Source organism: Microcoleus sp. FACHB-1515 (assembly GCF_014696105.1).
Classification (GTDB): domain Bacteria; phylum Cyanobacteriota; class Cyanobacteriia; order Elainellales; family Elainellaceae; genus JAAUTJ01.
The window spans coordinates 254,405-267,600 of the sequence record NZ_JACJPO010000066.1 but is presented as its reverse complement, the minus strand read 5'-3'; the positions used below and the strand labels follow the sequence as shown (position 1 = coordinate 267,600).

At 53.5% G+C, this 13,196-nt stretch carries 6 protein-coding genes; 2 read left to right on the top strand and 4 right to left on the bottom strand.

Annotated features, from left to right (window positions below):
- Positions 1-17: 17 nt before the first annotated feature.
- Positions 18-1,001: a glycosyltransferase family 2 protein gene (locus H6F67_RS23470; protein WP_190769068.1), complete on the top strand. Its 984-nt coding sequence runs from the start codon at positions 18-20 to the stop codon at positions 999-1,001.
- Positions 1,002-1,163: 162 nt separating this feature from the next.
- Here H6F67_RS23470 and ilvD read toward each other — a convergent pair whose 3' ends face one another.
- Positions 1,164-2,843 carry a dihydroxy-acid dehydratase gene (gene ilvD / locus H6F67_RS23465; protein WP_190769067.1) on the bottom strand — a complete coding sequence of 560 codons (1,680 nt, stop codon included), beginning with the start codon at positions 2,841-2,843 and terminating at the stop codon, positions 1,164-1,166.
- A gap of 333 nt (positions 2,844-3,176) precedes the next feature.
- Between ilvD and H6F67_RS23460 the strand changes: the two genes are divergently transcribed.
- Entirely contained in the window at positions 3,177-4,016 is an 840-nt protein-coding gene (locus H6F67_RS23460; protein WP_190769066.1) for a pentapeptide repeat-containing protein, read from the top strand.
- Positions 4,017-4,021: 5 nt separating this feature from the next.
- On the opposite strand, the gene H6F67_RS23455 is transcribed toward H6F67_RS23460, so the two are convergent.
- From H6F67_RS23455 to H6F67_RS23445, 3 genes are all read right to left on the bottom strand, one after another.
- The gene (locus H6F67_RS23455; RefSeq protein ID WP_190769065.1) at positions 4,022-4,363 is read right to left on the bottom strand and encodes a cupin domain-containing protein; all 342 of its coding nucleotides are present in this window, start codon (positions 4,361-4,363) and stop codon (positions 4,022-4,024) included.
- Between the two features lie 81 nt (positions 4,364-4,444).
- Positions 4,445-9,916, bottom strand: a complete 5,472-nt coding sequence (locus tag H6F67_RS23450; protein ID WP_190769064.1) for a non-ribosomal peptide synthetase — start codon at positions 9,914-9,916, stop codon at positions 4,445-4,447.
- Entirely contained in the window at positions 9,913-13,194 is a 3,282-nt protein-coding gene (locus H6F67_RS23445; RefSeq protein ID WP_199304593.1) for a non-ribosomal peptide synthetase, read from the bottom strand. The genes H6F67_RS23450 and H6F67_RS23445 overlap by 4 nt, the downstream gene beginning before the upstream one ends.
- Positions 13,195-13,196: the final 2 nt, after the last annotated feature.

Here is a 13,196-nt window from a genome sequence, read left to right as displayed (position 1 = left end):
CTAGACGGAGTTGCGGTATGCCCAAAGTTTCGATCGCACTTTGTACATACAATGGTGCGAGCTACATCATTGAACAACTGCAAAGCTTTGAGCAACAAACGCGCCTGCCCGATGAAATTGTCATCTGCGACGATTGTTCTCAAGATAATACAGTCGAGCGAATTCAAGCCTTTGCGAAAACCGCAAAAATTCCAATTCATTTACACCGTAATGACAAAAATTTGGGCTACAGTCAAAACTTTTGTCAGACCATTTCATTGACTTCAGGTGACATCATCTTTCTTTCAGATCAAGATGATGTTTGGCATGAATCAAAAGTGGATAAATTCCTGCAAGCGTTCGAGAGAAATGATGCGATCGCAGTTTTGAGCGATGCCCACCTTGTAGACGAAAAGCTGAAATCATTAGGACAAACGCTTTGGCAGTTAAACAGCTTCGATCGATCGGCTCAAGCCTTCATGCTCAGCCCTGAAGGATTTGAACTGACGCTTCAGCGAGGCAACATTTGGTGTGGAAGCTCGATGGCGCTGCGTCGATCGATAGCAGAAATTGGCCTGCCAGTACCGATCGGCTGCCCGCATGATTTGTGGTTTGGAATGATTGCGGTTGCGCTGGGAAAAGCTAGCTTGGTTCCGGAACCGCTCAATGATTATCGTCAGCATCAGCAGCAGGCCAGCGGACAGAAAAAACCGGGTTTTTTCAATACTGTGCAAACGCTGAACCGAAAACTTCAGTTTTTTAGAAGTACTGTTATGTACGAGCGCTGGCTGTTTGAACATCAAGCACTGCGCGATCGCCTCCAGCAAATCACAAAATATCCTATCAATCCTGATGTTCTCAAACTGCTGGACGCCAAAATTGCATACTTACAGGCACAAAATCAACTGCGGCAACGACCTTTCTTTCTTCGTCCTCCCATTCTCTACCAAGAGTTGGTCAGCGGTCGCTATGCAAAATTTTCTCGCGGCTGGAAACATTTGGTTGTTGACTTATTGCTTTAACCAGGTCGATCGATTCAGTCGGCTACCACGCTGCTGATTGCGGTAAAAGTTCGTCCTTCATAATGCGAATTCTCCGCTGCAAGCAGAGCAGATTCTCATAGAGGCGATTGATAAACCGCCTCTACAGCCTATTAATCCGATCGATCTTTTAGTTCAATCAAACTACAAATTCAGATCCGTCACCGCGCCCAAACTGCTCGAAGAAACTAGCTTCGCATATTTCGCTAACACGCCTTTGGTGTAGCGCGGCTGCGGCGGTTGCCAAGCTTCGCGTCGCTGCGACAATTCTTCATCAGAGACGTGAACTTGCAGCAGGCGAGCGTCAGCATCGATCGTAATCGAATCGCCTTCCCGCACGAGGGCGATCGTGCCGCCGACTGCCGCTTCTGGCGCAACGTGACCAACTACCATGCCATATGTGCCGCCGGAGAAGCGTCCATCCGTAATCAAACCGACTGAATCGCCCAAGCCTGCGCCAATAATCGCGGATGTGGGAGCCAGCATTTCGCGCATTCCAGGGCCACCCTTGGGACCTTCGTAGCGAATCACCAGCACATCGCCCGCTTGAATTTGCTTGGCGAGAATGGCGCTGAGGCAAGCTTCTTCCGATTCAAATACGCGAGCAGGACCCGTGATCGATCGCTTCTTGATTCCGGTCAGTTTCGCCACCGATCCTTCCGTTGCCAAATTGCCGCGCAAAATCCCCAGATGTCCTTCTGGATAGATCGGATTGTCCCAAGGGCGGATCACGTCTTGATCAGGGCGCGGCGAGTCGGGCACTTCCGCGAGCAGTTCCGCGATCGTCTGTCCGGTCACGGTCAAGCAGTCACCATGCAGCAAGCCGTTCACCAGCAGCATTTTCATCACCTGCGGAATGCCGCCTGCTTGGTGTAAATCGGTGGCGACATAGCGACCAGACGGCTTCAGGTCGCACAGAACGGGAACGCGGGCGCGAATCGTCTCGAAATCATCTAGCGTTAGTGGAACTCCGGCGGCGTTGGCGATCGCCAAAAAGTGCAGTACGGCATTTGTGGAACCGCCGACTGCCATGATGACGGAAATCGCGTTTTCGATTGATTCTCGCGTAATGATCTGTCTGGGCAGAATTTGCTTACGAATCGCTTCAACCAAGGTTTGCGCGGACTTTTCGGCGCTTTCGGCTTTTTCGGCATCTTCTGCCGCCATCGTGGACGAGTACATCAGGCTCATGCCCATCGCCTCGAATGCCGATGACATCGTGTTCGCTGTGTACATGCCGCCGCACGACCCCGCACCGGGACACGATCGCCGCTCGACTTCAAGCAAATCGGCCTCCGGCAGTTTTCCGGCACTGTACTCGCCAACCGCCTCGAACGCGCTAACGACCGTGAGATCTTTGCCGTTGTAGTGTCCGGGCTTGATTGTGCCGCCGTACACGAAAATCGCAGGAATGTTCATGCGGGCGATCGCAATCATTGCTCCAGGCATGTTTTTGTCGCAGCCGCCGATCGCGAGGACGCCGTCCATGCTTTGACCGTTGCAGACGGTTTCGATCGAGTCAGCGATTACTTCTCTGGAGACGAGCGAATATTTCATCCCCTCAGTTCCCATTGAGATGCCGTCGCTGATCGTGATCGTGCCGAAGAGCTGCGGCATTCCACCCGCGACTTTTGCGCCGGATTCTGCCCGCTTTGCCAAATCGTTGATGCCCATGTTGCAGGGCGTAATCGTGCTGTAGCCGTTGGCAATGCCGACGATCGGCTTGGTGAAATCGTCGTCTCCAAATCCAACTGCCCGCAGCATCGCTCGATTTGGCGTTCGCTGAACGCCCTGGGTGACGATTCGGCTTCTCAATTCCGGCATATCTCTCAATCCTGTTTCCTGTAGCGGTTTGCACAATCAGCGTCAAGATTTCAAGTCTATCGAAATCTAGATGACATCTGAGCGATCGATTGTGTAGCGATCGTTGCTATTTGGGCAAAATAGATGTAAAGAATGAGTAAATCTACCGGATAGAACGGCTGAACTTCGTAAAAATCAAAATAAGCAAGTGGAGTTGCGAATTGAGCCGATCGATCGGCGAGTTTTTCAGCAAGACGCAAGATTGCTAAGACCTCAAGGGCAATCTGAACTGAGACGAAAAAGCTTTGCCTCCCGTTTATCGTTTTTCGCTACCTTACCGCCAGGATGATCACAATGGATGCTGCCGAACTGCTGAATCAATTTTCAGCAGGCGTAAAAGATTTTCTCGAAGCCGATTTGTCTGGGGCTGACCTCAGCGGCAGAGATTTAAGGACGATCAACTTGCGGCGGGCAAACCTCAGCAAAGCCAATTTGCGCGGCGTGGATTTAAGCGAAGCGAATCTGCGCGAAGCCAATCTCACAGGTGCAGACTTGAGCCAGTCCAACCTGATGGAGATCAATTTAATTAGCGCTAACCTCAGCGATGCCGTTCTGCAAGAAGTGGACTTGAACGAAGCCGGACTGCGCGGCGCAAAATTGTTTAAGACGGATTTGCGGCGATCGAGCTTGCAGTTTGCCAATCTGGGCGAGGCAAATTTGGCGCAGGCCAACCTCACCGAAGCTTTGCTACACGATGCCTGCCTGCATCGCGCCAAGCTGTTCGGAGCCGATCTCACCAGAGCTGTGCTGGAAGGTGCAAATCTGACCAACGCTATGCTGAACGAGGCAATTTTGGAATCGGCCAGTTTGGTGAATGCGATCGCACATGGAGCCACCTTGGAAGAAGCCGATCTCCGCAGTGCCGACCTCAGCCGCGCCAAGCTAATTAGCGCCAACTTGATCAACGCCAATCTGCATCGCGCCAACATCCGCAGCGCCAATCTAAGCTGGACATCCTTGCGCGGCGCAAATCTGCGGAACGCCAATCTTTACCGCGCCAAACTCAGTTGGGCAAACCTCAGCGAAGCCGACCTGACCGAGGCGATGATGATCAACGCCAGCCTCAATCAGGTCAACTTTCACAACACCAATCTCACCAGCGCGATCATGCCGGATGGCGTCATGCACGAGTAGTTTCGCTAGGGTTCGTCGCGGTTGTAGACTTCAGCGGGCGGGCTGGTCGCCTCCACAGCGGTAAACGGCTCCAGAATTTTGTAGGTGTGGCTGGCATCTTTGGGCACAACCCACGAGCTACCCGGTTCAAGCAGCACCATTTGTCCTTCAAGATGCAGTTCGGCTTTGCCTTGAATCACATAGCCGACCGTTTCATAATCGCGGCTAGCGGGTGGTTTGGATTCTCCGGGCTGCTCATTTTCCCACAGGCGCATCGAGACTTTCACGCCTGACGCGAGATATTTTTGTCCCATTTTCCCCGTTGGGGAAGTTTGGGAAGTGACTTTAATCACGCTGCTGTCGCTCATCGCTTTTGCTCAAAATCGGTTGATTCACGATAGCGATCGCCCGCTTTCAAAACTTCTTCCCTAAGACGGGATTCGCCATTGCTAACCCTCGATCGCCTCGTGCAAACACTGCTGAAGCTGCTTGCCTAAAACCTGGACGTGCGGCGGTTTCAATAACGATAAATGATCGCCGGGAACCGAGTGAATTTGGATTCGATCGGCCAAATTTTCCCAACCGAATGCCGCCGTTTTGCCAAAGTAATTCGATGGGTCGGCGGCTTTGAATAATGTCAGCTTGTGCGGATATTTTTGCGGCACATACTGATAGGTTGCTCGGCTATTGGCATAAAAGATTTTCAGCAGCGGTACGATCGACCCTTCATCCAGCAAGCGCAGTTGTGATTCTTGGGGCAGCAAATGCGCGATCGCCAGCCACTGCCACAGCGACAGCCAGCCTTTGCGCTCCGATCGAGAAAGCGTCGTGGCGATCGCGCCGTAGTCGAGCAGAAACGGCAAAATTGACCGGAGCGTTTTGCCCAAGAATTGGACGGTTTGGACGATCGAGGGCTGCGCGGTGGCGATCGGGGCGGGCGTATCCAAAATTGCCAAAAGTGCCACCTCTTGATTGGCCTGCACAAGCTGCTGCGCCATTTCAAAAGCCACCAGTCCACCAAACGACCAGCCGCCAATTAGGTAGGGGCCATGCGGCTGAACGGTTTGGATCGCCTGAATGTAGCAGGCGGCGATCGCTTCAATCTGTGTCAGGGGCGCTTGTTTGCCGTCCATGCCGATCGGCTGGAGGCCATAGAAGCTGCGATCGCCCAACTGATGCGCCAACTCTAGGTAGGGAAAGACGACGCCCAAAATTGGATGAACGCAGAAAAACGGCGTACCGCTGCCCAACGTGATTGGGACGAGCGGCGACCAAGTTTCGACTGGCGTTGAATTGCTGGTCGGATCGCCTCCTAAATTCTCCACTGGTGGAGGGTCGGCAAGAGGCGGAGTTCGGGGGCGGCGATGGGCGGATCGATCGAGCCGGACAATCGCGGGTGGTGAAGCAGTCGGAGCGTGGCGCAGGCTTTCGATCGCCTGGGCAAGCTGGGCGATCGTGGGCGCTTCAAAAACCGTCCGCAGCGGCAGTTCAACGCCAAAGGCATCGCGGACGCGAGAAGCCATTTGCGTTGCCAGCAGCGAATGCCCGCCGAGTTCAAAGAAGCGATCGTGAATGCCCACCTGCTTGAGGCGCAAAAGTTCCTGCCAAATTTCGGCCAGCTTCGATTCGGTTGGCGATCGCGCTGCGGATGCAGCAGAGGCAGACGAGACGGGACGATACCGTTCCGGGAACGCTTCGCGATCGACCGGAGGCAGAGCGCGGTGATCAATCTTGCCGCTGGGCGTGAGCGGGAAGGCTTCGATCGGCACAAAGGCGGCAGGAAGCATGTAGTCGGGCAGCGTTTGCTCAAGAAATTGCCGCAACTGGGGAACAAGCTGTCGCGCAAATTCGGCCTGAAGCGGTTCGTTCGTTGGAACTTCAGGGCAGTCGATCGGTTCCGGCCAGTCGATCGCCAGATCTTGCCGAACGAACAGTACATCATAAGCGCTCGATCGCGCTTGCGACCCGCGAATTTCGATGCGATACGGCAGTTGCGTTTCCAAATCCCACCAGTCTTGGGGATCGATCCCGGTTTGCGTCAGGCGATCGCGCAGTTGTCCGACGGTTTTGGGTGCAGATTGTGTCAGCCAGTCGGCCACTTGCAGCGCGGCGGAAATGCGCCGATTCGGAACGTTGCGGAGGCCAATCGCTTCCGGCTGCGTTTGGCAAAGTTCGACAACAGCGGCCGGATCGATCGCAGGTGTCCAGTCTTGCCAGTCAATTGCGTGGTTCGACTGCGTTGCGTCACCCAAATGCAGCAGCACGTGATAGCGAAACTGCGTCATTTCGTTTTCGGCTCGACCACGAGCGAGACGAACTTGCACTCGTTTAATTTGGGGAAATCGATCGCGCAGGACGTGAAAAAATCCAGGATCGATCGCCAGTTCCGGATCTTCAAACCGCGCTCGATCGACGCGCTGCCGAAACTCAATTTGCGTCAGGTCGGCATCAGCTTGAGCAAACTGCGCCCAAGCGTGAAACGCCGTCAGAAGGGGTAAACTCCGCAGATCGCCCAGAAACAAAACGCCACTTGGAGCGAGTGAGGCGATCGCGCCTGCCAACACCTCGATCAGATAGTCAGCGCTGGGAAAATACTGCACGATCGAATTCAAAACCACCACGTCAAAACTGGCAGGCGGAATGTCCGTAAAATCCGTTGCCAGTCGATTGAGCAGCTTCACCTGTGGCAGCGATCGATCGCTCAACTGCCGCTCGATCGACTGCAAGGCAGCAGTGGAAAAATCGGTTGCCCAGTATTCCTGCGTCTGCGGGGCAAGCTGAAACAGCAATAGTCCGGTTCCACAGCCGATTTCCAGAATTCGCTGCGGTTGGAGGGCAAGGATTTGGTTGGCGCGATCGCTTGCCCATTCACGCATCTGCTCGATCGGAATCGGTTGGCCTGTGTAGCTGCTATTCCAGCCTGTGATGTTGAAGTCAGAATCGGGCAAGTTCGGCTGATAGGTTTGGTCATAGAGCGCTTGCCAGGATTGGATTTGCTCAGTTTGCAGGGCGGACTGGTGAAGCTGGGATCGATCGAGCCGGAAATAAGCAATCAGCCGTTCCTCTGCGGCAATTACGGCGGCTTCTTGTACGGCGGGATGCTGTTGCAGTCGCGCGGCAATTTCACCGAGTTCAATCCGAAAGCCGCGAATTTTGATTTGGTCATCGACGCGACCGAGAAACTCGATCGAGCCGTCTGCCCGATAGCGAGCGCGATCCCCGGTTTTGTACAGGCGACTTCCCGATCCTTCCACAAAGCGATCGGCGCTCAGGTCAGGGCGATCGAGGTAGCCCCGCGCCACGCCCGCCCCGCCAATGTAGAGATCGGCGGCGATGCCAACGGGAACCGGACGCAGGGCACGATCGAGCAGGTGAATTTGCGTATTCGCGATCGGCTGACCGATCGATCGCGGCGAGTCGCCCGGATGCAGTTCGGCCATTGTTGCCCAAATCGTCGCTTCGGTGGGGCCATAAGCGTTGAAGAAGCGGCGATCGACTGACCAGCGATCGATCACCGACTGCGGACAAGTTTCGCCTCCAGTGATCAGCGTTTGCAGAGCAGGCAGATCGGCAGCAGGCAAAACGCTCAGAACCGCAGGCGTAATCAGGGCGTGCGTAATCGCCTGCTCCTGCAAAAACTGGACGAGCGCGGTTCCCGGCAGTTGGGCGGCTTTGGGCGGAATGTAAAGTGTGCCGCCCGATCCAAACGCCAGCGCGATCTCAAAGACGGAGGCATCAAAGCTGAGCGAACTTAGCTGCAAAATCCGGCTCGATCGATTCGCCCCAAACGATCGCTGCGCCGTGACGACATTGCTTAAACCGCGCTGCGTAATCAGCACACCTTTGGGAACTCCGGTCGAGCCGGAAGTGTAGATCACGTAGGCCAGATGGTCGGGTGTGGGGATCGATCGCGCTTGTGAGATCGCTTCAGGCAGAGGGCGATCGAGACACAGAATCTCTGCCTCACAGGGCGGCAACTTGTCCACCAGCCAAGACTGCGTGAGCAAAATTTTTACCTGAGTATCCGTCAGCATGAACTCCAGTCGATCGATCGGATAGCTCGGATCAAGCGGTACATATGCTCCGCCCGCCTTGAGAATGCCAAGAATGCCGATCGCCATTTCAACCGATCGATCGACGCACAGCCCCACCAAAACATCAGGTTGAACGCCTGTTTGCCGCAGCGTTTGCGCCAGTCGATCGGCTTGCTGATTCAGTTCGGCATAGGTGAGCGTGGCGGATGCGGTGACGATCGCGACTGCATCGGGAGTCTGCTGCGCGTGGCGTTCAAAAATTTCGTGAAAAAGGAGATCGATCGCCTCAGTTGCCGTTTGATTCCAGGAGATGAACTGCTGCTGTTCAGCGGAGGTCAAAATCGGCAGATCGAACAGGGGCGCGTCGGGATGGGCGACGATGCCTGTTAGGAGCGTTTGGAAGTGGGCGATCAGGCGATCGATCGTGGTGCGATCGAACAAATCGGTACTGTAGGAAATGAATCCGCTCAAGCCCGCTTCCGCCTGCCACAGGCTATGCAGACCGTGCGATGGTTCCCATAGATGAACTTCCAGATCAAATCGCGTCGTTTGGGCTTGCAGCGGTGCGGGTTCCAGCGTCAAGTTGGGCAGTTTGAGCGGCTGCATCGGGGCATTTTGCAAGGCAAACGCCACCTGAAACAGCGGATTTCGACTCAGATCGCGATCGGGATCAAGCTCCTCCACCAGCTTTTCAAACGGCAACTCTTGATGCGCGTAAGCCGCGATCGCCACATCCCGGACGCGATCGAGCAGTTCGCGAAACGTTGGATTGCCGCTGAGATCCACGCGCAGCACCAAACTATTGACAAAAAAGCCGATCAAGCCTTCGAGTTCCGATCGATCGCGGTTGGCAATGGGCGACCCGATCGCAATGTCCGTCTGTTCGGTGTAGCGATGCAGCAGGACGGAAAACGCCGCCAGCAGCGTCATAAACAGCGATGCGCCTGCTTGCTGACTCAAATTTGTCAAACCGTCCGCAATTTCGGGCGGATAGTGCAGCGGTGCGGTTGCACCCCGGTAAGACTGCACGGCAGGACGAGGCCGATCGATCGGCAACGCCAACGTCGGCAGGTCTTGCAGTTGCGATCGCCAATAGGCCAACTGACTTTCCAGCAATTCGCCTTGCAGTCGATGGCGCTGCCACTCGCTGAAGTCCGTGTATTGAATCGGCAACGGCGGCAGATCGGGCGATCGCCCCTCGATAATGGCCTCATAAGCGATCGCCAGTTCGCGCATCAGCACACCCAGCGACCAGCCATCCGCGACAATATGATGCATCGTCAGCAGCAGCATGGCCTCAGTTGAATCGAATTGCAGCAGCGTGACGCGCAACAGCGGCTGATCGCTCAAGCGAAACGATCGCCCCGCCTCCTTTGCGGCGAACTGTTGGGCAACCGCTTCTCGTTCGGTCGGCGGAATCGATCGCAAGTCCAGCACAGGCAGCGCGATCGGCATTTCCGCCAAAATTTGCTGCATCGGCTGTCCGTTGAGCAACACAAAGCGCGTCCGCAAAGCCGTGTGTCGCTGCACGATCGCATTGAACGATCGCTCCAGTGCCGAGGCATCGATCGAGCCGCGCAGCCAAATCGCCGCTGGCACGTTGTAGAACGGATTGTCCGGCGCAAGCTGATAGAGAAACCACAAGCGCTGCTGAGCAAACGACAGCGAATACAGCGGCTTTGGCGCAGTGGGCAAAATCGCCTCGGCTGAGCGCGACCGAACTTCCTGCAAAAGGGCGAGCAGTTCAGTTTTGCGATCGCGCAACTGCTGCTGCAATTCTGCCGTCAGCGTTCCCTCCGGAGCCGAACAGCGCAAGCGATCGCCCTCGATCGACACCTGCACATCCAGCCGATGTAGCTCCACCAAAAATTCCGCAATGTTCGTCACAATTCCACTTCCTCACGGCGAGTCCGTTCCCTCTGCGCTGCGCGATCGATCTTCATCGGCGCAGCCTGCACCGCCCGCACCGCTTCAATTTGATTCGCAAGCTGGGCGATCGTCGGGGCTGCAAAAATGCTGCGTAACGGCAGTTCCACCTGAAATCGATCGCGAATGCGCGACACCAACTGCGTTGCCAGCAGCGAATGTCCGCCCCGTTCAAAAAAGTTGTCGTGAATGCCAACTTCGCGCCCCAAAAGCTGCGTCCAAATTTGCGCGATCGACTTTTCAAGCGTGGTTTGCGGTGCAGTTTGAATCGCTTCCAGCGGAGTGATTGGAGGTGCAGGAAGCGATCGCTGATCGACTTTTCCATTGACCGTCAGCGGTAAAGTGTCCAATTTAATAAAAACAGCAGGCAGCATATAAGCAGGCAGCTTGACTTTGAGAAAATCTCGCAGTTCTCGATCGCTTGGCGATGCAGGATTTGCCACAAAATAAGCAATGAGTTGGCGATCGCCTTCGATTTCTCTCACCGTGACGATCGCCGTTTCCACCTGCGGATGCTGTGCCAAAACTGCTTCAATTTCTCCTAGCTCAATCCGAAATCCGCGAATCTTCACCTGATGATCGGTTCGTCCCAAAAACTCCAGATTGCCATCGCTGCGGTAAAAGGCACGATCGCCCGTTTTGTAAATCCGCGAATCATCAAAAGGACTCAAAATAAATTTTTCCACTGTCAGTTCCGGACGGTTGAGATAGCCGATCGCCAATCCATCTCCACCCAAATAAATTTCACCCACTGCACCGGAAGGAACCGGATTTAAGCTTGCATCTAAAACATAAACTTGAGTATTAGAAATGGCTTGACCAATCGCGATCGTCGCGGCATCTTCTAAAACGTTTTGCACCTCATACCAGGTTGAAAAGGTTGTATTTTCTGTAGGACCATAAACATGAATGAACCGCTGGGGTTTGCCGTGCTGAAGAATCGATCGGACGCGATCGACATTCGCCAGTTCGCCACCGAATAGTAAAGTTTTGAGCGATCGAAATGCATCGGGAACTTGGCTGGCTGTTTGATTCAGCAAAGCCGTTGTCAGAAACAAAATGCTGATGTTTTGCTGTTGAATTGCAGTCGCAAAAGCAACAGGTGAAAGCGTCGTATCTCGATCGATGCCAATCAGTGTTGCTCCATTCAACAACGCACCCCAAATTTCAAACGTAGCGGCATCAAAGGCTAAATTTGCGATTTGGGCAATGCGATCGCCAGATTCGATCTGCACATAGTTTGTTTCGCAAACTAATCGCATCACGGCTCGATGTGGAATCATCACGCCTTTAGCAGCGCCCGTTGAACCAGAAGTATACATCACATATGCAAGCTGATTTGGCTGACAATCGATCGATAAATTTGCTTCGGATTCTTGAGCGATCGCTGCCCATTCCTGCTCCAAACAAATCACGTTGACGCTATCAATTCTGAATGCATCTGCCCACTGCTGCTGAGTTAAAACGATCGAAATTTGGGCGTCCTTCAGCATAAAATGCAGACGATCGATCGGATAGCTGGCATCAAGTGGAACATACGCACCACCTGCTTTCAAAATGGCTAGCATTGCCGCGATCGCCTCTGTATCCTGCAAGCAAATTCCCACTGGCATTTCTGCACAAACACCCAGCTTTTGCAAATAGCGAGCAAGCTGATTGCTGCCTTGATTGAGCGATCGATAAGTAAACTTTTGGTTGGCAAATTGCAGGGCGATCGACTCTGGCCGCTGTTCAACCTGCAATTCAACCTGCTGATGAATACAAAGCCTTGTAGGATACTCAGACTGTGTATTTTCCCAGCGATCGATCAGTGCTTTTTGCGCTTGCTGAGTGAGTAGTGGCAGTGCCGATAAACGGGCATTTGGATTTGCTACAATTCCTTCTAGCAGCGTTTGAAAATGCTGTCGGAGAGCCGCGATCGCATCCGCCTCAAACAAATCAGTGTTGTAAACAATCACGCCGCGCAAGCCGTCTGTCTGCTGCCAACCTGTGCCCCACAAGTTCCTAAAATTGTCGGTGCATTTCCAGACGTAAAGTTCTAAATCAAATCGAGTGGTCTTGGTTTCAAACTCGATCGAACTTAGCGTTAATCCCGGTAATTCTAGCTGCTCGATCGGCGTATTTTGCAGCGCAAACACAACTTGAAACAGCGGATTTTGACTTAGATTGCGAACAGGCTGAAGTTCTTCAACCAGCTTTTCAAACGGTAAATCTTGATGAGCATAAGCAGCAAGTGTCACCTCACGGACGCGATCGAGCAGTTCCAAAAAAGTCGGGTTGCCTTCCAGATTCGATCGCAGCACCAAACTATTCACTAAAAAGCCGATTAAGCCTTCAAGTTCGCTGCGGTGACGATTGGCGATCGGTGAACCAATGGCGATATTGGTTTGTCCACTGTAGCGATGCAGGAGTGTTTGAAAAGCAGCAAGCAGCGTCATAAATAGCGTCGTTTCCGCTTGCTGACTGAGGGCTTCGATCGCATCGAGTAAAGATTGCGGCAATTCCAGGAATTGAATTGCGCCCTGATAGCTTTGTACGGCTCGACGTGGAGCCGCCGCAGGTAGATTGAGCGTCGAAATATCCTTTAATTGCTGTCGCCAATAGGCAAGTTGCGTTGCTAAAACTTCGCCTTGCAGCCACTCGCGCTGCCAATGCGAAAAGTCGGCATATTGAATCGGCAATTCCGGAAGTGAAACAGATTGTTGATTGGCGATTGCACCATAAACCGCTCCTAGTTCTCGAATCAAAACGCCGCTCGACCATTCATCAAAAATAATGTGATGCAGCAGAATTAGTAACAGATGTTCTTGAGCGGCAATTTGCCACAGTTTGGCTCGCAACAATGGCCCCTGATGCAGATCAAACGGCTGCTCGATCGCCTGTCGAATTTCGGTTAGCGCGATCGATTCGCGAGCTGTAGCGGGCAGAGTTTGTAAATCAATCAGCGGTAGTGAAATTTGTAAGCTGGCGCTGATCGTCTGCATCAACTGTCCATCAATAAATTCAAACGTCGTTCGCAAACTTTCGTGCCGAGCAATAATTGCCTGAAGGCTGGCTTCCAGGATCGATCGATCGAGTGAACCCTTCAGCCGAAAGACAAGCGGAATTGTGTAAAGCGCTGCTTCGGGAACAAGCTGTTCAATGAACCATAATCGCTGCTGTGCAAATGAAGCCGGAAAGATATAAACTTCTTCAGCAGAATCGTAATTCTCTTTGCCTGCAATCATTTCCGACTTCATCC